Origin of the sequence: Acetobacter sp. P5B1 (genome assembly GCF_018811985.1) — a bacterium.
Classification (GTDB): domain Bacteria; phylum Pseudomonadota; class Alphaproteobacteria; order Acetobacterales; family Acetobacteraceae; genus Acetobacter; species Acetobacter cerevisiae.
Genome location: NZ_JACRVS010000007.1, coordinates 226,822 through 251,471, shown reverse-complemented (window position 1 = coordinate 251,471; position 24,650 = coordinate 226,822). Strand labels below are relative to the sequence as shown.

General features: G+C 58.3%; 20 protein-coding genes. 10 read left to right on the top strand and 10 right to left on the bottom strand.

Going from position 1 to position 24,650, the window contains the following annotated elements; all coding sequences use genetic code 11:
- Positions 1-19: 19 nt before the first annotated feature.
- The 3 genes from ggt to KP703_RS07070 form a co-directional block, all read right to left on the bottom strand.
- Positions 20-1,831, bottom strand: coding sequence for a gamma-glutamyltransferase (gene ggt, locus KP703_RS07080; protein WP_215754278.1), 1,812 nt, complete (start codon positions 1,829-1,831; stop codon positions 20-22).
- A gap of 5 nt (positions 1,832-1,836) precedes the next feature.
- The gene (gene map, locus KP703_RS07075) at positions 1,837-2,637 is read right to left on the bottom strand and encodes a type I methionyl aminopeptidase (protein ID WP_061502163.1); all 801 of its coding nucleotides are present in this window, start codon (positions 2,635-2,637) and stop codon (positions 1,837-1,839) included.
- A 113-nt stretch (positions 2,638-2,750) separates the two neighbouring features.
- Positions 2,751-3,830, bottom strand: coding sequence for a D-alanyl-D-alanine carboxypeptidase family protein (locus tag KP703_RS07070; protein ID WP_082779554.1), 1,080 nt, complete (start codon positions 3,828-3,830; stop codon positions 2,751-2,753).
- Positions 3,831-4,207: 377 nt separating this feature from the next.
- Here KP703_RS07070 and clpS point away from each other — a divergent pair, with 377 nt between their 5' ends.
- Positions 4,208-4,588: an ATP-dependent Clp protease adapter ClpS gene (clpS, locus tag KP703_RS07065; protein ID WP_043551295.1), complete on the top strand. Its 381-nt coding sequence runs from the start codon at positions 4,208-4,210 to the stop codon at positions 4,586-4,588.
- Positions 4,589-4,740: 152 nt separating this feature from the next.
- Positions 4,741-7,086: an ATP-dependent Clp protease ATP-binding subunit ClpA gene (clpA, locus tag KP703_RS07060; RefSeq protein ID WP_215754277.1), complete on the top strand. Its 2,346-nt coding sequence runs from the start codon at positions 4,741-4,743 to the stop codon at positions 7,084-7,086.
- Between the two features lie 88 nt (positions 7,087-7,174).
- On the opposite strand, the gene KP703_RS07055 is transcribed toward clpA, so the two are convergent.
- Both KP703_RS07055 and KP703_RS07050 read right to left on the bottom strand, forming a co-directional pair.
- On the bottom strand, positions 7,175-7,672 hold the full coding sequence (locus tag KP703_RS07055) for a DUF3465 domain-containing protein (protein WP_082779734.1): 498 nt from the start codon (positions 7,670-7,672) through the stop codon (positions 7,175-7,177).
- Positions 7,673-7,690: 18 nt separating this feature from the next.
- Entirely contained in the window at positions 7,691-8,587 is an 897-nt protein-coding gene (locus KP703_RS07050) for a polyphosphate kinase 2 family protein (RefSeq protein WP_215754276.1), read from the bottom strand.
- A 153-nt stretch (positions 8,588-8,740) separates the two neighbouring features.
- Between KP703_RS07050 and KP703_RS07045 the strand changes: the two genes are divergently transcribed.
- A complete protein-coding gene (locus KP703_RS07045; RefSeq protein ID WP_062248535.1) occupies positions 8,741-9,346 on the top strand; it encodes a YqgE/AlgH family protein in 606 nt (201 codons plus the stop codon).
- Between the two features lie 9 nt (positions 9,347-9,355).
- Here KP703_RS07045 and KP703_RS07040 read toward each other — a convergent pair whose 3' ends face one another.
- Positions 9,356-10,876 carry an alginate export family protein gene (locus KP703_RS07040; protein ID WP_215754308.1) on the bottom strand — a complete coding sequence of 507 codons (1,521 nt, stop codon included), beginning with the start codon at positions 10,874-10,876 and terminating at the stop codon, positions 9,356-9,358.
- A gap of 633 nt (positions 10,877-11,509) precedes the next feature.
- On the opposite strand from KP703_RS07040, the gene KP703_RS07035 reads away from it, so the two are divergent.
- Positions 11,510-12,550, top strand: coding sequence for a sulfate ABC transporter substrate-binding protein (locus KP703_RS07035; RefSeq protein WP_062142410.1), 1,041 nt, complete (start codon positions 11,510-11,512; stop codon positions 12,548-12,550).
- A gap of 24 nt (positions 12,551-12,574) precedes the next feature.
- Here KP703_RS07035 and KP703_RS07030 read toward each other — a convergent pair whose 3' ends face one another.
- Together KP703_RS07030 and rapZ are read right to left on the bottom strand one after the other, a co-directional pair.
- The gene (locus KP703_RS07030; RefSeq protein ID WP_215754275.1) at positions 12,575-13,882 is read right to left on the bottom strand and encodes a mechanosensitive ion channel domain-containing protein; all 1,308 of its coding nucleotides are present in this window, start codon (positions 13,880-13,882) and stop codon (positions 12,575-12,577) included.
- A 157-nt stretch (positions 13,883-14,039) separates the two neighbouring features.
- Positions 14,040-15,023: an RNase adapter RapZ gene (rapZ, locus tag KP703_RS07025; RefSeq protein ID WP_062273492.1), complete on the bottom strand. Its 984-nt coding sequence runs from the start codon at positions 15,021-15,023 to the stop codon at positions 14,040-14,042.
- A gap of 246 nt (positions 15,024-15,269) precedes the next feature.
- Here rapZ and KP703_RS07020 point away from each other — a divergent pair, with 246 nt between their 5' ends.
- Positions 15,270-15,641: a Rid family hydrolase gene (locus tag KP703_RS07020; protein ID WP_215754274.1), complete on the top strand. Its 372-nt coding sequence runs from the start codon at positions 15,270-15,272 to the stop codon at positions 15,639-15,641.
- 2 nt (positions 15,642-15,643) lie between these two features.
- On the opposite strand, the gene KP703_RS07015 is transcribed toward KP703_RS07020, so the two are convergent.
- Positions 15,644-17,422: an ATP-binding protein gene (locus tag KP703_RS07015; protein WP_373687449.1), complete on the bottom strand. Its 1,779-nt coding sequence runs from the start codon at positions 17,420-17,422 to the stop codon at positions 15,644-15,646.
- 9 nt (positions 17,423-17,431) lie between these two features.
- Entirely contained in the window at positions 17,432-18,145 is a 714-nt protein-coding gene (locus tag KP703_RS07010; protein WP_043551284.1) for a response regulator transcription factor, read from the bottom strand.
- 198 nt (positions 18,146-18,343) lie between these two features.
- On the opposite strand from KP703_RS07010, the gene KP703_RS07005 reads away from it, so the two are divergent.
- From KP703_RS07005 to metK, 5 genes are all read left to right on the top strand, one after another.
- Positions 18,344-18,943, top strand: a complete 600-nt coding sequence (locus KP703_RS07005) for a nucleotide exchange factor GrpE (RefSeq protein ID WP_215754272.1) — start codon at positions 18,344-18,346, stop codon at positions 18,941-18,943.
- Between the two features lie 201 nt (positions 18,944-19,144).
- A complete protein-coding gene (dnaK, locus tag KP703_RS07000) occupies positions 19,145-21,058 on the top strand; it encodes a molecular chaperone DnaK (RefSeq protein WP_061492219.1) in 1,914 nt (637 codons plus the stop codon).
- Positions 21,059-21,211: 153 nt separating this feature from the next.
- A complete protein-coding gene (dnaJ, locus tag KP703_RS06995) occupies positions 21,212-22,360 on the top strand; it encodes a molecular chaperone DnaJ (RefSeq protein WP_215754271.1) in 1,149 nt (382 codons plus the stop codon).
- A gap of 6 nt (positions 22,361-22,366) precedes the next feature.
- Entirely contained in the window at positions 22,367-23,161 is a 795-nt protein-coding gene (gene dapB, locus KP703_RS06990; protein ID WP_215754270.1) for a 4-hydroxy-tetrahydrodipicolinate reductase, read from the top strand.
- Positions 23,162-23,449: 288 nt separating this feature from the next.
- A complete protein-coding gene (gene metK / locus KP703_RS06985) occupies positions 23,450-24,637 on the top strand; it encodes a methionine adenosyltransferase (RefSeq protein ID WP_215754269.1) in 1,188 nt (395 codons plus the stop codon).
- The last annotated feature ends 13 nt before the right edge of the window (positions 24,638-24,650 follow it).

Genomic DNA, 24,650 nt, shown 5'->3' with positions numbered 1-24,650 from the left:
CGCCGTTCCCCCCCGATGGTTATTCGCCGACTGCGCCGCCGCCGGGGTGACGGCGGTCATACCCGCCGTAATAGCGGGCAGTCCCCTTTTCCCCCAGACGCGGACCGCCGACCAGAATGCCTTCCGGCATGCCCCACGGCGCATGGGGTGAGAACTGGTAGCCTTCATGTTCCAGTGTTTTTTCAACGTCTGGGGAGACCGCTCCACTTTCCACTTCCACCGCTTCCGGCAGCCACTGCTGGTGCAGGCGTGGCAGATCAATGGCCTGCTGGATATCCAGCCCGTAATCTACCACGCCCATCACAACAGAGAGGACAATGGTAGGAATGCGGGAGCCGCCGGGGCTGCCAATGACCATTACCGGCTTGCCATTCCGAGAGAGAATGGTGGGGGACATGGAAGAAAGAGGCGTCTTGCCCGGTGCAATGGCGTTGGCTGCGCTGCCAACAATGCCAAACATGTTGGCGGAACCGGGTTTGGCGGAGAAGTCATCCATTTCATCATTCATGAAGATGCCGGTGTTGCCGCCCATCACCTTCGCGCCAAACCAGCCGTTCAGCGTGTAAGTGGTGGAAATGGCAAATCCGTTCTTATCAATCACGGAGAACTGGGTGGTTTCGTGCTTCTCTGGCGTGCTGTCACCCGCTTGCAGCGTGCTGGAGGGGACAGCAACGTCTGTCGGGATATGGGAGCGCACCTCCGCCGCGTAGGCCGGGTCCAGCAGGTGTTGTTCCGGGTTTTTCACAAAGGCCGGGTCGCCAAGGTCACGCCGGTCGGAATAGGCGTGGCGCATGGCTTCAATTTCATAGTGCAGCGCGGGGGCGGTATGCAGGCCCAGTGCGTGCATGTCATAGCCGGAGAGAATATCCAGAATTTCGCACAGCGCGATGCCGCCACCGCTGGGAGGCGGTGCGGTTTCCACCTGAAAACCACGATACTGGCAGCGCAGTGGGGTCAGTTCACGCGGCGCATAATGGGCAAAATCCGAGGCCTGAAGCAGGCCGCCATTCTTTTTGGATTCCGCCACAATGGCCTGCATGATCGGGCCTTTGTAGAAGGCATCCGGCCCATGCTGTTCCACCTGCTCTAAAGAGCGGGCAAGGTCTTTCTGCACCAGACGGTCCCCAACCTGCAGGGGCGAGCCATCGGGGCGCAGGAAAATGGAGCGGGCAAACGGATCCGCCCGGAAGGCGTCGGTTGAGGTGTTCAGAAGGGCAACATCGCCTTCTTCCAGAACAAAACCATCCCGCGCCAGAGCAATGGCTGGTGCCATGACGGCTTTGCGGGAGAGGTGTCCCCACCTTTGGTGAACGCTATCCAGCCCGGCCACGGTGCCGGGCACGGCAACGGCTTTCCAGCCGGTAACGGACAGATCCGGGATCACATTGCCTTTGGCGTCCAGATACATATCGGCGCGGGCGGCTGTGGGGGCTTTTTCCCGGAAGTCGATAAACACTGCCTGTTTGCCCGGTTCCCGCAGCAGCATGAAGCCACCGCCGCCGATATTGCCCGCTGCCGGATAGACAACAGCCAGAGCGTAGCCCATGGCGACTGCGGCATCCGCCGCGTTCCCACCCTGCGCAAGAATACGCGCCCCAACCTGAGAGGCGAGCTTCTGGGCGGAGACCGCCATGCCATGCTGCCCCGGTGTGGGGGCGAGTGGCGGCAGGCCTTCCGGCTGACTGGTGCCGTAGGCCAGCGGGTCTGGTGCATCGGTGACCTGTGGGGCCGCTGCGAAAGATACAGTAGGCAGACTGCCTGCACCGCAGGCCAGCAGAACCAGTGCGGCAGAACGCAGGGCAGACAGGGGGCGGTCAGGCAGAACAGGCATGAGGCTCAGCTTTCAGTCGGGTAGGGCGGGCAGGTGTAGCCAGCGGGAGAGAGGGTGAAGATCTCGTAGCCGGTCTCCGTCACGCCCAGCATGTGCTCAAACTGAGCAGACAAAGACCGGTCCCGCGTGACAGCCGTCCAGCCATCATCCAGAATTTTCACATCAGCTTTGCCGATATTGAGCATCGGCTCAATGGTAAAGACCATGCCGGCTTTCAGCTTCATGCCTTCGCCCGGTCTGCCGTAATGCAGCACCGTGGGTTCTGCATGGAAGGTGCGGCCAATGCCGTGTCCGCAGAAATCTTCCACAATGGAATACCGGTTTTTTTCAGCCAGCGTCTGAATGGCGTGGCCGATATCGCCCAGCGTTGCACCGGGGCGCACCACTTCAATGCCGCGCATCAGGCAGTCATAGGTGGTTTTGATCAGCTTGGAGGCCTTCAGCGGTACCTTGCCGACGGTGTACATCCGGCTGTTATCACCGTACCACCCATCGACAATGGAGGTGACGTCAATATTGACGATGTCGCCTTCCTGCAGGGCTTTGTCACCCGGAATGCCGTGGCAGACTACATGATTGATGGAAATGCAGCAGGATTTGGGGAAGCCGCGATAGTTTAGCGGGGCAGGAATAGCGCCGTGATCCAGCGTGTATTCATGAATAATGCGGTCAAGTTCCCCGGTGGTGACGCCCGGTTTGACGTAAGGGGTGATCATGTCCAGCGTGGCGGCCGCAAGGCGGCCCGCGGCGCGCAGGCCCACAAAATCCTGTTCGTTATGCAGAACAATACCGTTTCTGCCCGCCATACTGAGACTCCCTTATTTATACAACTCTCGTTTTAAAGAGAGGTGCAAAATGGAGTCAGGGCGCGGTAAAGGCAACCCGCTTCCGGGAAGGAAGCGGGTTATTAAAGAAAAAATCAGGTATGATTACGTGAGGTATGGCCAGCATGCGCCCGATGTGTTGTGGCGGTGGCAGGGCGTACCTTCGCCCCGATCAGGCGGATATGGTGCCCGTTGGCAACCGGCGTGGCCAGCACATAACGGCGGCCATGACGCACGGTGGTGTGGCGGGCTGCCGGGGCTTCCGCCACTTCCATAGGTGCATGGCGTGAGGAGGCTGCGGCCAGCATGATCACACGGCCACCGCGTGTGCGGTGGGAGGGAACAGTGTTGCGGGCCAGAACCAGCGGACGGGCAACAGGAGCCACACCCTCGGCGTCAAACCCACGGTCAAGCTGATCCGCCATGGCCAGTGTGCGCTGCGTGTTGGAAGAGGCACCCATTACCACGCCCACCAGTCGCACATCATTGCGGAGGGCGGAGGTCACGAGGTTACGACCTGCTTCCTGCGTGTATCCGGTCTTCATGCCGTCTGCGCCGACATAGGCTTTCAGCATCGGGTTGTGGTTGGGGATCATCCGCCCGTGGAAGCGGAAGGCCGCGACAGAGAAGTAATGATAATCTTCCGGGAAGTCCGTCACGATATGGCGGGCCAGAACAGCCAGATCACGCGCAGTGGTCAGCTGGTCTGGGTCCGGCAGGCCGGAGGCGTTGCGGAAGGTGGTGTTGCTCATCCCCAGTGCGCGGGCCTGCTGCGTCATCATCGCGGCAAACTGCGGCTCACTGCCGCCACCCAGAAATTCACCCAGAGCGCAGGCGGCATCATTGGCGGATTTGGTCACCAGAGCCAGCATGGCCTGCTCGACCGTCAGGTGAGAGCCGGGAACCAGACCGAGCTTTGAGGGTTCCATGGTAGAGGCATGAATGGAGACAGGGACTGTCTGATCCAGCGTGATCGTGCCGGCGCGCAGGGCTGAGAACGCCATATACAGCGTCATCAGTTTTGTCAGGCTGGCAGGATAGCGGCGCAGGTCCGGGTCTTCCTGAGAAAGGACAGCGCCCGTTCTGGCGTCCATGACAATGGAACTGATCTGCCCGGCATACTGTGCGTGAGCGGCGCGCTGCGTCACAAAGCTGCCCAGCGCAACACCTGCCATCAGACCAGCCCATTTGCGCAGGCTGGAGCGGCGTTTACGTGGGGTTCCAGCCTGTTTGCGGCGGCCTGTTCCGTCTCCTGCTGCGTGAATATCTGGCACTGCGCGATCCTACCTGGGTTTTCTTCAGGATATTTAAGTGTGGTAATTCAGATAGTAAGACCGCGTCTATAAGAAATCTGGGGATCCCGGTCTCTGGCGCGGTGATGTTCTGAGCAAAATGTCAGCCGCGCATGTGGCACAAATAAGGCATTTTCCCCAGTATTGTCTTGATTTTGGAACGTTTCTCAGGCCCTAAGCCTCTTCCATCCCTCAGGTGAATACCAATATGATGCCTCATGATTTTTTCTGTCAGAAACCGGACCCGGAGTTCTAGCCCGATGGTATCGCGTCATTTTTCAGTCCTGCATGCGGGCAACGGGCCGTCACGCCGTGATGCCGGAGGGGCCGATTCGGGTGATGATCAGAACGACGTTGGCGTGGTGGTGCGGGCGCGTCCCAAAACGCGCAAACCCGCCATGTATAAGGTTCTGATGCTCAATGATGATTACACGCCGATGGAATTTGTCGTGCATGTGCTTGAGCGGTTCTTTCAGAAGACTCGGGATGAAGCCACAACCATCATGCTCAGCGTGCACAAACGCGGCGTGGGTGTGTGCGGCGTCTTTACCTATGAGGTGGCCGAAACCAAGGTCACGCAGGTGATGGATCTGGCCCGCCAGAACCAGCATCCGCTGCAATGCACGCTTGAAAAGGACTGAGTGCGGAGCAACAGAAAAACCACTCGCTCCATTTTTTGTGCAGTTGTGACTCGCAATTCCTCGCAAAGCAGCCAAATATGATGTGAAGGTTCCGGACAGGGTGGCGGTTAAGTCATGCTATTCCGGGTATCTGGGGAAAGGAGCGTCTCGTCATGTTGTCACGCAATCTTGAGCAGACGCTACATCGGGCACTTATTCTGGCCGGCGAGCGGCATCATGAATATGCCACGCTGGAGCACCTGCTGCTTGCCCTGGTTGATGATGCGGACGCCGTAACGGTGTTCCGGGCGTGTGGTGTTGATCTTGAACGCCTGCGCACCGATCTGACAGGTTTTCTTGATAAAGATCTGGCCGGGCTGGCCTCAGACCGCCCGACCGAACCCAAACCCACAGCTGCGTTCCAGCGCGTGATCCAGCGTGCGGCTATTCACGTGCAGTCCACCGGGCGGGATGAAGTGACCGGGGCCAATGTGCTCGTCGCTCTGTTTGCCGAGCGTGAAAGTCATGCTGTCTATTTCCTGCAGTTGCAGGACATGACGCGGCTGGATGCCGTCAATTTCCTCTCTCATGGCATTGCCAAGGCACCGGACCGTTCAACGCGTCGCCCTGTAACCGGCACTGGCAGCAACTCCGGCCCTGAAAAGGGTGAGGAGTCTGAGCGTGGAGAAGCGCGTACCCAGAAAAATCAGGATGCGCTGTCCACCTATTGCGTCAACCTCAACGCCAAGGCGGAAGCCGGTAAGGTTGATCCGCTGATTGGGCGCGATGAGGAAGTTGAACGCACGATCCAGATCCTGTGCCGCCGCACCAAGAACAACCCGCTTTATGTGGGTGATCCGGGTGTGGGTAAAACCGCCATTGCGGAAGGACTCGCCCGCCGCATTGTGGAAGGCAACGTGCCGGAAGTGCTGCTGAAGGCGACCATCTATTCACTGGATATGGGGGCGCTGCTGGCTGGCACCCGCTACCGTGGGGATTTTGAAGAACGCCTGAAAGCCGTTGTGACGGAGCTTGATCAGGACCCGCACGGCATCCTGTTTATTGACGAAATTCACACCGTCATTGGGGCCGGCGCGACGTCTGGCGGGGCGATGGATGCGTCCAACCTGCTCAAACCCGCACTGGCTGCGGGTACGCTGCGCTGCATTGGCTCCACGACCTATAAAGAGTTCCGCCAGCACTTTGAAAAGGACCGCGCCCTGGTGCGCCGGTTCCAGAAGATTGATGTGCCGGAACCGAGTGTGGATGATGCCGTCAAAATTCTGCGCGGCCTGAAGAGCAGCTACGAAAAACACCATAAGGTGCGTTACACGGATGATGCCATTCGTGGGGCTGTGGAACTGTCGGCCAAATATATTCATGACCGCAAGCTGCCGGATAAGGCAATTGACGTGATTGATGAGGTCGGTGCGTCTCGCATGCTTCAGCCGGAAGGGCGGCGGCGGAAGACCGTCAACCTGAAGGACGTGGAAGACATCATTGCCCGCATTGCGCGTATTCCGCCCAAGAGCATCTCGGCGGATGACAAGGAAGTGCTGCGCTCTCTGGAGCGCGACCTTAAGGGGATGGTGTTCGGGCAGGATCAGGCCATTGATACGCTCTCTGCGGCGATCAAGCTTTCCCGTGCAGGGCTGCGTGACCCTGAAAAGCCGATTGGTAATTATCTCTTCTCCGGCCCCACGGGTGTGGGGAAAACCGAGGTGGCGCGTCAGTTGTCCACCACGCTGGGGATTGAGCTGATCCGCTTTGACATGTCCGAATATATGGAGCGGCACTCCATCTCGCGTCTGCTGGGTGCGCCTCCGGGTTATGTCGGGTTTGATCAGGGTGGCCTGCTGACCGACGCCATTGACCAGCATCCGCACGCGGTCCTGCTGCTTGATGAAATCGAGAAAGCGCACCCGGACCTCTATAACGTGCTGTTGCAGGTGATGGATCACGGGCGGCTGACGGATCATAACGGCAAGACGGTCGACTTCCGGAATGTCATCCTGATTATGACGACCAATGCCGGGGCCTCTGACCTCAGCAAGGAAGCAATCGGCTTTGGTCGGGATGCGCGGGAAGGGGAAGATGAGGAGGCGATCAAACGTCTGTTCACCCCGGAATTCCGCAACCGTCTGGATGCCATTATCCCGTTTGCCAACCTCACGCCGGAAACGGTGGGCTGCGTGGTTGAGAAGTTTGTGCTTCAGCTGGAAGCTCAGCTTGCAGACCGTAACGTGACTATCGAACTTTCTTCCGCAGCCAAGGAGTGGCTCGCAGAGCGTGGGTATGACCGGCTTTACGGTGCGCGTCCGCTGGGGCGTGTCATTCAGGAGTTCATCAAGAAGCCGCTGGCTGAAGAACTGCTGTTTGGCAAGCTGACCAAAGGTGGTGCTGTGAAGATTGGCCTGAAGAACGACGCGCTCGTGTTCGATATCCTGCCGACCAAAACGTCTGGCAGTGCAAAAGAAGATGAGCGCGGCAATGAACGCGAAGAAGAAGCCGCCGACTAATCTGGCGTCTGAGTAGGACAAAAGGAAACGGCCCGTCTGAGTGTTCAGGCGGGCCGTTTTTTTACGCAGATTAACCGATGTTCCGTCTTTATTCGTACCGCGTGCCGTTAACAGTCACGTAGCCCGGGACATGCCAGGATCGGCCGGTGCCGTGATGCGTCCAGTCCACGCCCTGACGGCGGATGGAATCGTAATAGTAGCGGCCAACGACTTCCACCTGATCCCCTTTATTCACCCACGGCCAGGCCGGGGCCTGCATTTCATCCAGTCCGGAGACAATGCGAATAGAGACCGTAGGCGTGACGGCAAGGTAGAAATAGCCATGCCAGCCACTACGAGTGTGCTGCGCTTTGGGGCTCAGGGCCAGCACCTTGCCGCAGATATGCACAGGAACGTCTGCTTTGGCCCCACCATTTTCAAAAGCGAGCTGTTTGGACAGAAAATCCTGATTGTCGCAGGTGGGGGAGACCGTCTGGGCGACCTCAGCCCTTTCGGCATGTCGGCTGCGGGCCTCTGCCGGAGAGGTCAGGCTTGTCAGGCCTGCAAGGAGGAGCGCCGCGGCAGGAAGCAGGCGGGAATATGCCATCATAAACAACAGGACCTTTTATTTTTTCTCAGCCATCAGGCGGGCGCGATAGTCATCCAGAGATTTGGAGACTTCCGGATCAGGCTTCGGGGCTGTCTGATTCAACCCCTTCAGGGCGCGGATAATTGCCCCAATCACCACAAGCCGGGCATACCATTTATGGTTGGAGGGCACCACAATCCACGGTGCATGCGGGCGCGCGGTCTCGGCAATGGCGTCCTGATAGGCTTTGGTATAGTCGTCCCAGTATTCCCGCTCATGCATGTCGGAGGGGGAGAATTTCCAGCGTTTTTCCGGCACTTCCAGCCGTTCCAGAAGGCGTTTGCGCTGTTCTTCTCTGGAAATGTGCAGGAAGAATTTCAGAACAACCGTCCCCTGCCGGTTCAGATAGTGTTCCAGATGCCGGATGTCGCTGTAACGGCCTTTCCAGAATTCCGGCGTGTTGATGGGGCCGGGGAGATGCTCGTGGTCCAGAATTTCCGGGTGCACCCGGGTGACCAGCACATCTTCATACTGGCTGCGGTTGAAAATTGCGATGCGGCCAACCTGCGGTGCTGCGGCGTGAATGCGCCACAAAAACCCATGCTGGAGTTCTGCCGGACCCGGCTGCTTAAAAGAGGTGACACTGACGCCCTGCGGGTTCACGCCGGACATGACATGCTTGATGGTGCCGTCTTTCCCGGCAGCATCCATACCCTGCAGGATGATCAGCATGGAACTGGTCTGGTTGGCATAGAGCAGGTCCTGTAAGTCCTGCAGTTGCGCCTTTACGTCCTTTAGCAGCTTGGCGCCGTCTTCCTTGGTCAGTCCGAGATTACCATCATCGTCCGGGTTGAATTTGCTGAGATCGAATTTGTCTCCATCGGTGACGTGGTAGCTGTCCAGAGCGCGCAGGAATTTGGCGAGTTTATTCATAAATAGGCTTCTTCATTCTCTTTCCTGCCCACAGCAGGTGTGAGGGCAGGGGGTGATAAGACGGGCCACAAAGGCCAAATGTCAGGGCCTGAAATCAGGCAGACCCACGCTGAAAAGGTTGCTAAAAAAACACGGGCACCACATATGCACCGTATGGCTTTTCCGCATGTTTCCCTTCTTGAACGCTCAGTCCGCCCCGGCGGGACGTTAACCGGCCTGCTTCTGGTGGCAACGCCAGCCCTCAGCGTAACTCCTTTTGACAGAAGTGTCATATATCTTTGCGCGCATGCCTCGGGTGAGGGCGCAATGGGGCTTGTCATTAATCGTCGCCTGCCCAAACCGGGTTTTGAAGACCTGCTTGAACAGTTGGAAATTCCCCCGGCCCCCCCATTGCGCCGGCTTGGCCTGTGTGCCGGTGGCCCGCTGGAGGAGACGCGTGGCTTTGTCCTGCATTCTTCCGACTGGAAAGGGGAGGGCAGTATGCCGGTCACGGGCGCAGCCACGCTCACGGCCAGTCTGGATGTGCTGAGGGAGATTGCCGAGGGCGGTGGCCCGCGGGATGCCTTGCTGGCCATGGGGCATGCAAGCTGGGAGGCCGGGCAACTGGAAGAGGAAATTTTCCAGCATGATGCCTGGCTGCTGGCCCCGGCCAGCCGGGAGATTGTATTTGGGCATGACCATGCTGCCAAATGGCGGCAGGCTTTGGCCTCAATCAATATCGACCCCATTCGGCTGACCGGACGCGCCGGTCACGCCTGAGGCTTTGGCTTAAAAGCGAAAAACGAAGTTGGACTGGTAATAGGTGCCGCTTGAGCCGCCTGCGCGGTTCAGTGCGTTGGACGTCATGAAGCGCGAGACATACTGCGTCCAGGACAGATGGGTGTTGATCTGCCAGGCAAGAGACGCCTGTGGGGCCATCCCCACAAACTTACCCTTGAACTGATAAGGGAAGCTGTAAGACCCGGAAGATTTGTAAACAGGGTCATTCGGGCTGTAGCGCCAGAACAGCGGATATTTAACCTGAAAACTCAGAGATTTCAGGAATGTTGCCCGGATCAGAGGGGCCACGCTGATCAGGTTTGAACCTGTCATATACGTCGTGGTGTCCAGATAGTTGGTCTGCGGGTTAAAGGGCGAGATGTAGGTGCCAATCGCCCCGGACGTTTTGCGGGCATTGCCGCCGGAATACACATCCGTTTGTAATCCTGCGAACGTATGAAAGCGATCATTCGGAATACGGTAGCCCACCAGTGTATTCAGCGCATAGGCACTCACATTTCGGGACTGATTGGTTTTGGCGTGTTTGAAGACGCCGCCCTGCCAGATGCCGCCAAGAGAAAATTCAAACGGGCCGGCAATCCCATGCCAGCGCACACCAAAATTGTTGCGGGTATTGGACCCGTTCTGGCTGCCAGTGGCGGTGGCAATAGCCCCGGACGAGCCGGAGAGTTTGTAGCCAACATAAAATACATCCAGAAAGGAATTGTATCTGTCGCCCATAAAGCGGCCATCGGGCGGGGCCCAGGTCATGTTGAAACCATACAGGCGGGTATTATAGTTTTCCGTATCGTGGAACATCTTGTTCTGGCTGTCATTGGTCTGCACAAAATCCCAGCCATCAATGCGGATGCGGGGCCAGACCATGTAAGCCCGAAAGCCGTTCCATGAGAGCGGTACGTTGGGCGTTTCCCGGTTGTACAGCATGTAGGAGGGCGCATCCAGAAACTGCTGCCGCCCGAACATAAAGCCACTTTTGGCCCCCAGCATGGACCATTTGGTTTCAATAAAAGCCTGCTGGGCATCAAGCCGTTTGCGATAGGTTGTGCCGTAGCCGTACCCGTTCCAGCCTGCGGCATCAGCATTGACAAGCTGACCGAACAGCCGGACGTGAGACCCCAGATGCAGATCCGCACCATACAGGTTACGCACGGCAAAACGCCCGGAATCATTGTTGTGCTGCGTGCCGAGGTTTGGGCGGCTTTCAAACCAGTTTCTCAGGCGTGTTTCACCTGAAAAGCTGAGCCATATTGAGCCACTTTCATTCAGGGCAATATATTTGATCAGATCAAACGGATCTTTCCGTTTGGATTTGTCCCGCAGGCGGCTCCAGTCCTCCGCCCAGGGGGCGACACCATATTGGCCCACCGGGCCAAAACCCGCAGCTTCACCATTGCCACGGTTGAACACGCCCCAGTCATATTGATGCCCGGAGACACGCCCCTGCACCCCTGTTGTACGGACCGGCTGGCCGACGGGGTTGGCATGGGGATACAGCACCACAGGCGGCATGGGCGGAGGCAGCTGGCTGGCAGAGGGCGTGACCACAATCCGCTCACGGTCATGCGGCAGATAGACAGAGGCAGGCTTGCTCACGCTTTTCTGCGGGGTTGCGTGTGATGTGGCAGGAGAAGCAGAATCTGTTGCCGGCTGCGCCATGGCACAGGACAGCGAAAGAGCGGAAGACGCTACAGCAGAGGCTAGCAGGAGGGCGCGAGGCAAGCCCGGTTTCCCGGCGAACGAAGCGTGAGAGCTGAGGCGAACCATGAGATTTTCCAAAGAAGAGCGGAAAGCCGGGATTATGAGGGGGTCATAAACACTAAACTAATTCGTATTTTGTGAATTAAACATAACACGATCGAAATCGCAATATAGAAAACGATAAAATATCGTATTAAATTTTTAGCCGAATTGAGAGAGGCTGATGCGTGTGTCTCTTTTGAAAAAAAGAAATTCTTCAATTTTTCGTGGCAGGAGTTTGCTGGGCTATAAAGTGAAAAAGGCAAATTTAAAAAACGAAATAAAATGTATATTGCTGTCTGGAAAATTAGCGCGCATGATATCGTGAATTAGGAATCTGAAGGGGCCGTGCCGTGTGTGCCTGTTTCGGTCAGGCGGGGCCTCTGGTAGTGCGGAGAGACTGACATGACCCATAAATCCCCCCTTCTATCCCGGCGCTCTTTTCTGGGTGCGACGTCTCTGGTGGGCGGGCTTGTTGCCGGGGGAGGGCTGTGGGCTTCCTCTTCCTCCGCAGCAAGTGCGCAACTGCTGAATGTCTCCTACGACCCGACACGAGAGCTGTATACCGAGATCAACCGTGCGTTTGCAGCCTTCTGGGCCAAGGCCCATCCGGGTGAGTCTGTGTTTGTCCGCACCTCCAATGGCGGGTCCGGTGCCCAGGCGCGGTCTGTGCTGGAAGGCGCTCCGGCGGATGTCGTCACGTTAGGGCTGGCTTACGATATTGATATTCTGGCGCAGCATGGCTTGCTGGCGGCCGACTGGCAGACACGCCTGCCGCATAACGCCACACCCTATACCAGCACGATTGTGTTTCTGGTGCGCAAGGGAAATCCCAGGAAAATTCAGGACTGGAGCGATCTGGTGCGGGATGACGTGAAAGTCGTGACTCCCAACCCGAAAACCTCTGGTGGCGCACGGTGGAATTATCTGGCCGCATGGGGCTGGGCGCTGAAGCAGCCGGGCGGGTCGGAAGAGACGGCGCGGGCGTATCTGAAAGCCTTGTTCAGCCACGTGCCCGTGCTGGATACTGGCGCGCGCGGGGCGACAAACAGCTTTGTGCAACGCGGTCTGGGCGATGTGCTGCTGGCATGGGAGGATGAAGCCCTGCTGGCCACAAAGGATATCGGGCCGGATCAGTTTGACCTCGTGGTGCCCAAACTCACCATTCTGGCAGAACCGCCGGTGGCTGTGGTGGACAGCAATGTTGCCAAACATGGCACGCAGGCTCAGGCACAGGCTTACGTGAACTTTCTGTTCTCACCCGAAGGGCAGCGGATTGGTGCGAAGCATTATTTCCGCCCGGTTGATGCCGCCGTTGCTGCGGAAAATACGGTGCGTTTCCCCAAGGTTGAAACATTCGATATCGCCAGTCTGGGTGGCTGGGCTGCCGTCCAGAAAAAGCATTTTAGTGAAGGCGGCGTGTTCGACCAGATTTCACAGGGCTAACACTAAGCCCGTTCTCTGCGGGGGTTATAAAGGCCTGAAAGCAGACGGCGGCGGAGGGGTCATGTCCGGCATGGCTCTCCCCGCTGGCGCGGTTGCGGAGGCCCATGCCGGGGGCGCGTTAAACGGGCCATAGGGCATGGCGCCCGGCGGGGACGTGGGGGAGAACGGAATGGGCGGCTGCTGTTCCCCCAGACCGACCGGAGCCAGCGCAAACCGATTGCGGGGCAGGGCTTCCGGGCATTCCTCACACATCCACTGAATGATTTTTTCCCGAATTTCACAGCGCAGATCCCAGCTGCGGATGGCTGTGCGGGCGCTGGCTGTGACGCGGATCATCATGGTCTGGTCGTTACAATCCGCGACCTGTGCGCTGAAGTCTTTGCCAGTCCATTGGGGGCAGGCGCGGACAATCTCTTCAAGTTTGGTGCGCAGGCGGTCCATGGGGGTGCGGTAATCCACATAGAGATAGACCGCACCAATCAGTTCCGCAGAATTGTAGGTCCAGTTTTCAAACGGTGTATCCAGAAAGAAGGCGATGGGCACAATGCGCCGACGCCAGTCCCAGGACCGCAGAACAACATAGGTGGACGTAATTTCCTCCACCCAGGTCCAGTCGCCCTGAAAGGCGATGAGATCCCCCATCCGGATGGGCTGTGTCATGGCAATCTGCACACCCGCAAACAGGTTGGCCAGAATGGGGCGGGCCGCCAGACCGACAATCAGAGAGGCTGCCCCCGCCGAGGCAAACAGGCTCAGCCCATATTCCCGCACAGGCTCAAAGGTAATCAGTTCGGCGCTGACGGTCAGCATGCCGATCAGAATTTCTGCCGCTCGCCGCAGCAGCCGGACCTGTGTGGCGTGTTTACGGGCCAGAATATCATCATCCTGATCCGCTTCCGCAAAGCGGGACAGATAGGCATCGGAGACCAGCCGGACCGTTACGATGGTGCCGTATCCCATCACCGCCACAAAAGTCATGAGCAGCAGGTGAGTCACACTGTCCAGCAGGTCGCCATGCAGACCGCACGCCGGAAGAGCCAGCCCCATGGCCATGATAACGACAGTAAGCCGCACAGGCCGCCGGAGAGATTTGGTGAGGGAGCGGACAAACGCGCCCCGCCGCGCACCGGGAATGCGCATCAGAATACGGTCTGTCACCAGCCTGCTCAGCATGGCCGCTACAAGCCCGACAAGAAAGAGCACCAGCAGGGAGACGAGGGACGCAGGCAGCCAGCTCAACCAGCTTCGGAAAAAGGTGACCGCAGGGGTCAACTGGTTCTGAACCGTTCTGGCAAGCGGATCATGCGTCAGGGCCGTTTCTGAAATAGACATGAAAAGAGAAAAATTATCCTCAAATAAGACAAGGGACAGCATCAGATTGCGCTTTCCCTCACGGATAAAACGCATGACGGTCGGATGAGTTTAGCTGTGCGTGCCCGATGCTGCGGGACGCGGCCCCAAAGGCTGGCGCACGGTGCGCCGGGGCGGATCAGGAAACCGGAGAGGCCGGTTCCGTGTTGGAGGCGTCAGCGGGTTTGCGTGCCCACCGCCATGAACCCAGACCAAGCCGGGCAAGTTCCCGGTGCATGATCATGATGGGCCACTGGCCGGACCCCTGGTAATTTCCCATGCCATCTGGCGCGGAAAGCCGTTTGGCCAGAGCTTCCACCAGTGTCACTGACCGATGGCGACCGCCTGAACAGCCAATAGCAATGGTAGCATATTTTTTGCCTTCCTGCACAAAACGCGGCAGGACGAGCTGAAGCAGGCCGTGAATCTGGTTGAGGAACGGCAGATAATCGCTGTCTTCGGCCACGTAGGCAGCCACATCCGCATCCAGCCCGGTTTTGGGGGCCAGAGCCGGGTCGTAATGCGGATTTCTTAAAAAGCGCGCATCAAGCACAATATCCGCCTCACGCGGCAGGCCGGCCGGGTAGGCGAAGGACATCAGGGCCACCGTCAGCCCTTCACCCGCAGCGCCTTCCCACGGGCTGAAGCGGCTTTCCACAAACTGGCGCAGTTCAGGCGGGGGCATGTCGGAGGTATCAATCACCAGATCAGCCGCCGCACGCAGCGGGGCGGTCAGGGCGGTTTCTTCCTCGATGCCTTCTTTAATGCTGCCATGCAGGGCTAGCGGATGGCGGCGGCGGGTGGCGGTGTAACGGCGGAGCAGAACGCTTTCTTCCGCCGTGGCGTAAATCAGTTCCACCCGCAGATTGGGGTTCATACGCAGGCGGGCAAGCGCTTCCAGAACGGCGGAGGCATCAAACCCACGGGTGCGGGAATCCACACCAATAGCAACGGGGCGTTCGGCGCGGGCGACAATATCGTCCAGCATACCAAGCGGAGGGTTGTCGATCACCTCGTGATCAAGGTCTTCCAGAATGCGGAGAATGGAGGACTTTCCGGCACCAGACAGGCCAGAGACCAGCAGGATGCGGCGTGGGACAAGGGTATCATCCACCGTGCGCATTACAGCTGTTTCCCCTTCAGTGTCGTGACGCCTTCGGACCCGTCAGCGGCGTGAATAAAGCCTTTCCCTGACTTCCGAGGCCGTATTATGCTCCGGTCAGTCCTGACTGCGCAACACACAACAGCGCATGGATGCTGGCAGGTGTTGCAGAGCAAAACGGCTGGACTATACCAGATTTTAAGTTATTTGTTTGTTACGAAAGAGAAATTTGCCGTCCGTCGGGGCGCCGCAGTATGCTGTGAGGCCATGGGGAACACCGTTCAAAACAGTGCACATCACCTCTCTGGGTCGCACGCCAGAGTAGAGCGCATTTCCGGGGGGCTCAAAATCTCCGGTCTTTGTGCGCCGCATCCGGAAGGCGAGAGCATTGCGGGGCAATGTCGCACTGCTCTGGATGCTGGAGCGACTTTACTGGCCGATTATGGCTATTCCATGCAGGATGTGACGCGGGTGACCTATCTGGTCTCAGATACGCGGGATTTTCCGTCCTGTTTCCCCACCTTGCGGCATGTTTTTTCCGCCATTTCCCCATCTGTGACGCTGATGTGGGTGAAGAAATTTGCCAATCCCCACGTCAAGATCGAGTTTGAACTGGGCGTTGAACCGGGTCTGGTCTGAGTTCAGGCCATCACGCGGGGCAGGCGGACTGTAAAGCGTGCACCGGCAATGTGGCCTTGTGCATCATGCCGGTTTTCCACAGAAATTGTGCCATGCAGGGCATCCACAATCTGGCGGCTGATAGACAGGCCCAGACCGGAATGCTGGCCAAAATGCTCTTCCTTCGGACGTTCAGAATAAAAACGGTCAAAAATGGAATCGAGCTTGGCCTGAGGGATACCCGGCCCTTCATCCGAGACGGACAGCGCCACCATATTTCCCACCGGCACGGCCTCCAGCAGAATGCGGCCATTGGGTGGAGAGAAGGAAATAGCGTTCCCAATCAGATTGCGTAGCACCTGCACCAGACGATCTTCCACCGCCAGGACCCTGAGCGGATGCTCTGGTGAATCGCCTTCACTGTGCGTCAGAATAATCGGCTCACCCTCCTTGCGAGTGGCCTGATGGATTTCTGCCAGAACAGACAGGAGCGGCACAACTGAGATGGCCTCCGTCTGCGCGCGGGACATTTCGGCATCCAGTCGGCTGGCGTCGGAAATATCGGTAATCAGGCGGTCCAGACGCAGCACGTCATCATTGATAATGGTCAGCAGACGACGTTTCTGGTTGAGGTCTTCAATCCGCAGCAGGGTCTCAATGGCCGAGCGGATGGAGGAGAGCGGGTTTTTGATCTCGTGGCTGACATCCGCTGCAAAACGCTCAATGGCGTCCATCCGCTTCCACAACGCCTGCGCGCTGGCCTGAAGCGCACGGGCCAGATCCCCAATCTCATCCCGTCGTGCCAGCAGGCGGGCCGGCACGGTGCCGGTGCGGCCTGAAGACTCGCGCATGATCTGTGCCGACGCCGCCAGCCGCAGCAGCGGGCGGGCGATGGTGAGCGACAGATACCATGAGAGCAGAACGGTAATGACCAGCACCATCAGGAACAACGAGAGAATGGAAGAGCGGATGGCAAACAGCGCCCGGTCCACCTGAGAGGCAGCGCGGGTGAGCTGAATGATGCCAACCGTCCGGCCTTCATGAATCACCGGTTCAGCGACCGTGATAATCAGCCGATTATTCGCCGTGCGTCGGATATAGGGTGGTGCTTCCGGCGGAGGGCGGGAGAATGTGCCGTTGGCATCCGTGGGGCGGGCCGGGTCTGCCGGAATGTCCGCCTCATTGGTGTCCAGCGTAACAATGCTGGAACTGTGGCTGCTCCAGAGCCAGGTCAGAAGCCGTTCATACAAACCCGGCGGTGGGTGCAGGCGATGAAAAGGCGGCGGCTGATGTTCATCGGAACGGGCAGGGGGGGTGGCGCGCTGGGGGGCTGTTAGCTGGTCGGCAAGATTATCAGCCAGTAACTGGCCATCCGGGCCAAACAGGCGGGCGTGGGCGTTCGGGCTGGGTTCGGTCAGCCGGAGCAGCAGGGGGCGGGCCAGAGCGGATTCAAGGGTGAAACCATCCGGTCCGGCACCGTGGGTATGATTGCTGCGCACGGCAATCTGCCCCAGCGCGCCGGCATAAATGCGGGCCTGTTCCCGCAGGCCGGTGACTTCCGTTGCTAGCAGACTGTTCCGAAACTGGTTGAGGAACAGCATGGTGATAGCCAGCAGCACCAGCGGCAGCACATTGACCAGCATGATGCGCCGCATGAGCGGGGAGATCAGCCGGGTGCGGGAGGCCTCATAGGCGGCTGTGGCTTCCACTCCGCCTTTGCGGGGCGCCTGACCAGGAATGCGGATGCGCCGCAGCCCGGAGGACAGAGTGGAAGAGACAGACATGCGTTTCCGGCTGGTCATGCACCGGTCTCAGTCTTCTTTATAGCGGTAGCCAATGCCGTACAGCGTTTCAATCTGATTGAAATTGTCATCCACCTGCCGGAATTTTTTCCGTACCCGTTTGATGTGGCTGTCGATGGTGCGGTCATCCACATACACGGTGTCACCATAGGCGGCATCAATTAGCTGATCGCGTGATTTGACGAGGCCGGGACGCATGGCGAGCGTCTTGACCAGCAGGAATTCCGTGACCGTCAGCGGTACATCTTCCCCGTTCCACGTACATTTATGGCGCAACTCATCCAGAGAAAGCGCGCCGCGCACCAGAGCGCCCCCAGCAGGTGCGCCGCTGGCTTCCGCACGGCTGGCCTCGTTCCGGCGCAGCAGGGCGCGGATGCGTTCCAGCAGCAGGCGTTGGGAGAAGGGCTTGGTAATATAGTCATCCGCGCCAAGGCGGAGGCCCATCAGCTGGTCCACTTCCTCATCTTTCGAGGAGAGGAAGATCACCGGCAGATGGGAGCGGGCCCGCAGGCGCTGCAACAGTTCCATGCCGTCCATGCGGGGCATCTTGATGTCCAGCACGGCCAGATCAACCGGGTAGGCTGTCAGGCCCTGTAAGGCCGATTCGCCATCGGTATAGGTGCGGACGTGAAAGCCCTCCGCCTCCAGAGTCATCTGGACCGACGTCAGGATATTACGGTCGTCATCAACCAGAGCAATCGTCTGCTTGGTGCGGTCTGCCATGGTATGCGTTTTCCTTCCTCGCGGTCAGCGCAAGCCAGTCAGCATACGCGCATCCTCGCCCGTGCGCTATGGGCAACGGTTTCCAGTTTGTCCAATTTTTGAGCACGTTGCGGCGCGCTTGTAAAATTGGTTGCAAAATCAGCATGGCAGGCGTTGCGGGTCTTGTCGCGTCCCATCACGTTGCTTACTTCTTGAAGCATGACCCAAGATACAGATCCCACACAGGTTGAGACGCAGGCCGCACCGGCTGCGTCCGACCACGTCGCCCCGCCTCAGGACGCCGCCGAAGCCGGGGCAGAACAGGCAACCGAGCAGTCTCCCGTCGAGCAGCGTATTGCCGAGCTCGAGCAGGAAGCTGCCGAGATGAAGGAAAAGTGGCTGCGTTCTGAGGCTGAAAACCAGAACCTGCGCGCCCGCGCCAAGCGCGATGTGGACGATGCCCGCCAGTATGCTGTGCAGAAATTTGCACGGGATGTGGTGGAAGCGGCTGAAAACATGCGTCGCGCGCTGTCCAGCCTGCCGCCTGCGCAGGAAGGTGAAGATACGGTCATCACCAAAATGCGTGAGGGGATTGAAAGCACCGAACGGTCCTTTATCTCCATTCTGGAACGGCATGGCATCAAGTGTGATGACCCGTCCGGCAAGGCGTTTGACGCCAACCTGCATCAGGCTATGGCGGAACAGCCTAGCGCTGAGCATGCACCGGGAACGGTCATGCAGGCCTGGACCCCGACATGGACGCTGCATGGCCGCCTGCTGAAGCCGGCTATGGTGGTGGTGGCTAAGGCCGGAGAATAAATCCGGCCGAGAGTGCCCCGCATACCGGGCAGGAGATGGAAAAAATTGTTTCCCGCCCGGTGTCTGGACCTTGAAAGAGGTTTTGGGGCACCATACATCAGACTTAACATTCATGGCCGGTTTTCAGCGTGAAAGCAGGCCGGAAGAGATAGGACCCCGTCCGGTGCTTCGGGCCAGACCGGGTCGCTTAAAGGAGCAGACATGAGTAAAGTTATTGGTATTGACCTCGGCACGACCAACTCCTGCGTTGCAGTGCGTGAAGGCAATGAAAACCGCGTTATTGAAAACAGCGAAGGCGCTCGCACCACCCCGTCCATGGTCGCTTTCACCGAAGGCGGTGAAATGCTGGTCGGGCAGGCGGCTAAACGTCAGGCTGTTACCAACCCGACGAACACACTCTACGCGGTCAAGCGTCTGATCGGTCGCCGGTATGATGATCCGACCGTGCAGAAAGACAAGGAAATGGTCCCCTACGCCATTGTCAAAGGTGACAACGGCGATGCGTGGGTCGAGGCGCGCGGCAAAGGATATGCCCCCTCCCAGATTTCCGCTTTCGTGCTCGGCAAGATGAAAGAAACCGCTGAGGCTTACCTCGGGGAAAAAGTGACGCAGGCCGTTATTACGGTTCCGGCTTACTTTAACGATGCCCAGCGTCAGGCTACCAAAGACGCCGGTCGTATCGCTGGTCTTGAAGTCCTGCGTATCATCAACGAACCGACGGCTGCTGCCCTTGCCTATGGCATGGAAAAGAAAAGCGGCGGCACGGTGGCTGTGTATGACCTTGGTGGCGGCACGTTCGACGTTTCCGTTCTGGAAATTTCTGACGGCGTGATCGAAGTGAAATCCACGAACGGTGATACGTTCCTTGGTGGTGAAGACTTCGATAACCGCATCATCGGCTACTTGGCTGACGAGTTCAAACGTGAGCAGGGCATCGACCTGCGGTCTGATAAGCTGGCTCTGCAGCGCCTGAAGGAAGCTGCTGAAAAAGCGAAGATCGAGCTGTCTTCCTCCAAGGAAACGGAAATCAACCTGCCGTTCATCACCGCAGACGCTTCCGGTCCGAAGCATCTGGTGCTGAAGCTGACCCGCGCTAAGCTGGAAAGCCTTGTTGATGACCTGATCCAGCGCACGCTGGAACCCTGTAAGGCCGCTCTGAAAGACGCTGGCGTGTCTGCTTCCGAAGTGGATGAAGTTATCCTCGTTGGTGGTATGACCCGTATGCCGAAGGTGATCGAAGCTGTTAAGCAGTTCTTCGGTAAAGACCCGGCCCGTAACGTGAACCCGGATGAAGTGGTCGCCATTGGTGCTGCTATTCAGGGTGCCGTTCTGAAGGGTGACGTGAAAGACGTTCTGCTTCTGGACGTAACGCCGCTGTCTCTGGGTATCGAAACGCTGGGTGGTGTCTTCACCCGTCTGATCGACCGGAACACGACGATCCCGACCAAGAAGAGCCAGACCTTCTCCACGGCGGAAGACAACCAGAACGCTGTGACCATTAAGGTCTATCAGGGCGAACGTGAAATGGCAGCTGATAACAAGCTGCTGGGGAACTTCGACCTGACGGGTATTGCCCCGGCTCCGCGTGGTGTGCCGCAGATTGAAGTGACGTTCGATATCGACGCCAACGGCATTGTGTCCGTGTCCGCTAAGGATAAGGCGACCGGTAAGGAACAGCAGATCAAGATCCAGGCCTCTGGTGGTCTGTCCGACAGCGACATCGACAAGATGGTGAAAGACGCTGAAGCGAATGCTGAAGCCGATAAAGCCAAGCGCGAACAGGTTGAAGTGCGGAATAACGCAGAAAGCCTCGTGCATCAGGTTGAAAAGTCTCTGACTGAAGCTGGCGACAAGGTTCCGGCTGCTGACAAGACGGAAGCTGAAAGCGCGATTGCCGCTGTCAAAACCGCCCTGGAAGGCACCGATGCCGAAGCCATCAAGACGGCTAGCGACCGTCTGACGCAGGCTGCCATGAAGGTGGGCGAAGCCGTCTATAAGGCTGGTCAGGCTGGTGAAGGCGCTCCGGAAGGTGAAGCCGGTGCTGCTGGTGCCAAGCCGAACGACGAAAAAATCGTCGATGCGGACTTTGAAGACGTGAACGACAAAAAGTCCTGATCGGACGCTTTAACCCGCTGCCACCTTGCTTAATGCAGGGTGGTAACGGCTTTTTTCTCCGGCGTCCGCGCTTCCTGGAAGGCGGACGCCGTTTGTCATTTTCAGACATCTGCTGCGCTTTTGTAAAAGGCAGTTTCCTGCAAGAGGACTTCCATGGCCACCAAGATTGATTATTACGAAATTCTTGAAGTTAGCCGGACGGTTTCATCCGATGAACTCAAGAAGGCTTATCGTAAACTGGCCATGAAATATCACCCCGACCGCAACCCCGGGGATGAAGCTGCCGAAGCAAAGTTCAAGGAAATCAATCAGGCGTATGACGTCCTGAAAGATGAGCAGAAGCGCGCAGCTTATGACCGTTTTGGTCATGCAGCCTTTGAAAACGGCGGTGGCGGTGGCCCCGGCGGCTTTGACTTCAACGGCTTTGGTGGCGGTGGTGGTCTGGGCGACATCTTCGAGCAGATGTTTGGCGACATGATGGGTGGCCGCCGTGGCGGTGGTCGTGCCCGTACGGGTAATGACATCCAGACTCATGTTGAAATCACGCTGGAAGAAGCCTTCTCCGGCGTGAAAAAAGACGTAAAAATCATCACACGCGTGGCGTGTGAGTCCTGCCATGGCACCGGGTCCAACGCCGGGGAAGCGGGTGTGGAAACCTGCCCGAGCTGCCATGGCGCGGGCAAGGTGCGGGCGCAGCAGGGCTTCTTTATGGTGGAACGGCCTTGCCCGACCTGCCACGGGGCCGGACGCGTTGTGAAAGACCCCTGTAAGGTCTGCCATGGGGAAGGGACGGTCGAAAAAGAACGGACCCTTGCTGTGCAGATCCCTGCCGGTGTGGAAGACGGCACGCGTATCCGCATTACGGGTGAGGGCGAGTCTGGTGGGCAGGGTGTGCCTGCGGGTGATCTGTATGTGCATGTTTCTGTTTCAGAACATGGGATTTTCCAGCGTGACGGTGCCAACGTTTATTGCCGCGTGCCGCTCCGTATGGGGCAGGCTGCTCTGGGCACAGAAATTGAAGTGCCGGTGATTGATGGCAACCGCGCTAAGGTGAAAATCCCGGCAGGCACGCAGACCGGCGCGCATTTCCGCCTGCGCGGCAAAGGCTTCTCCGTTCTGCGCTCCAGCGCGCGTGGCGATATGTATATTCAGGTGACGGTGGAAACGCCGCAGCATCTGAACAAACGCCAGAAAGAGCTGCTGGAAGAGTTTGAAAAAGAAGCCGGTGAGAACGTGAAGGGTAGCCCCGAACATACGGGCTTCTTTGCACGCGTTCGGGATTTTTTCGAAAATAAGGGCTGATCCGGCATGACAGATCAAGGGCTGCGTATCGGCATTGCTGGCATTACCGGGCGCGTAGGTCGTTTGCTGGTGGAAGAGGTACAGGCTGCGGGTGCTGTGCTGGCAGGCGGCACTGTGCGCGATAAAGCGAAAGCGACCGGCCTGCCGGGCGGGCTTGCTCTGTTTACGGACATGGCCGGTTTGGCAGCAGTGAGTGATGTGGTGATTGACTTCACCCATGCAGACACCGCTATCCCGCATGCGCAGGCTCTGGCGGACCACGATACGGCGTGGGTGCTGGGCACGACCGGGCTTTCCGAGGCGCAACAGGCGGCTGTCCTGAAGGCAGCGGAGACCATCGGGGTTGTGCATGCAGCCAATTTCTCTGCTGGCGTCACGCTGGTGCGTCGTCTGGCGCAGATGATGGGGCAGGCGCTCCCTGCCGAGTCTTATGATGCCGAGATTGTGGAAATGCATCACCGGCAGAAAGTCGATGCGCCGTCCGGCACCGCGCTGGCCATTGGTGAGGCCGTGGCAAAAGGCCGTGGCGTGGCGCTGACCGATGTGAAGGAGAGCGGGCGTGACGGCCATACCGGCCCGCGCAAGCCGGGCGCCATTGGGTTTGCAGCGCTTCGCGGCGGGCAGATTGTGGGAGAGCATGAGGTTCTGTTTACCTCTGCGGATGAGCAGATTACCCTGACCCATCGGGCGTTTGATCGGCGGGTGTTTGCCACCGGTGCGGTGCGGGCAGCTCTCTGGGTGCAGGACCGTCCGGCTGGATATTATGGGATGGAAGAGGTGCTCGGTCTGCCGCCTTGCTAAAGGCATTGCACTTTTTTTAAGACCTGACTTTATTCACATTTCCTATCGTGATATTTTCTTTTATCCGCTTCTAAAGGGCTGAATTCTGCGGTCTGCGCCGCAGAATAAGGGCTGGCAGATACTGGAAAAATGCCCGCTGCAAGCCAGCAGGAATATGGTCCTGATGGCTGCATAGCCGCAATACACTTGACCATTGGCCACTATTCCGCCACACGATCCCGTCGCCTTTTCTTAAAGGTGGCGGTCACAATTCCTAATTCACTAGTGCGTGGGGCAGACGGCACCATCATGCGTAAAGACGGCGATTTCCTGTTCACTTCGGAATCTGTTTCCGAAGGTCATCCCGACAAGGTTGCGGACCGGATCAGCGATACTGTTCTGGATGCTTATCTTGCAGCGGACCCGGAAGCCCGCGTGGCCTGTGAAACCATGGTGACCACAAACCGGATCATCCTGGCTGGCGAGGTTCGCGGCCCTTCTTCCATCACATCCGACAGCCTGATTCAGGCAGCGCGCGATGCGGTGAAGGACATTGGTTACGATCAGGAAGGGTTCTCCTGGCGTACAGCGGACGCGGCGAACTACCTGCACGCTCAGTCTGCTGATATTGCAGTGGGCGTGGACAGCGCTGGCGAGAAAGATGAAGGCGCTGGCGACCAGGGCATCATGTTCGGCCATGCGTCCACCGAGACCGACACTCTGATGCCGGCCACCATTTATTATGCACACCGCATTCTGCACGAAATTCGTGATCTGCGCCGTGCGGGTGACCCGCGTGCAGCCGGCCTGCAGCCGGATGCCAAAAGCCAGGTCACACTGCGCTATTCCAAAGGTCGCCCCGTTGGCGCCACGTCCGTGGTGATCTCCACCCAGCATGATGAAGGCGTAAGCCAGCAGAAGCTGCGTGAAGAACTGGGTGATATTGTGCGCAACGTGCTGCCAGAAGGCTGGATGCCGCCGGAAGACGAGTTCTACGTCAACCCGACCGGTATCTTCGTCATCGGCGGTCCGGATGGTGACTGCGGTCTGACGGGTCGTAAGATCATTGTGGACACCTACGGTGGTGCAGCGCCTCATGGCGGCGGTGCATTCTCCGGTAAGGACCCCACAAAGGTTGACCGCTCCGCAGCCTATGCCTGCCGCTATCTGGCCAAGAATGTTGTGGCTGCTGGTCTGGCAGAGCGTTGCACGCTTCAGGTTTCTTACGCCATTGGCGTGTCTCATCCGCTGTCCGTGTATGTGGATCTGGATGGCACCGGCAAGGATGTGGACGAAGCCCGTCTGGGTTCCGTGCTGCGTGAGGTCATGGATCTCTCCCCGCGTGGTATCCGTAAGCACCTGCGTCTGAACCGCCCGATTTACGCCCAGACATCTGCTTATGGTCACTTCGGCCGTACGCCGGATGATGCGCGTGATGACTTTACGTGGGAGCGCACCGATCTGGTGGATGCCCTGCGTGGCGCCTTCAACCGCTAAGGTCTGACGACGC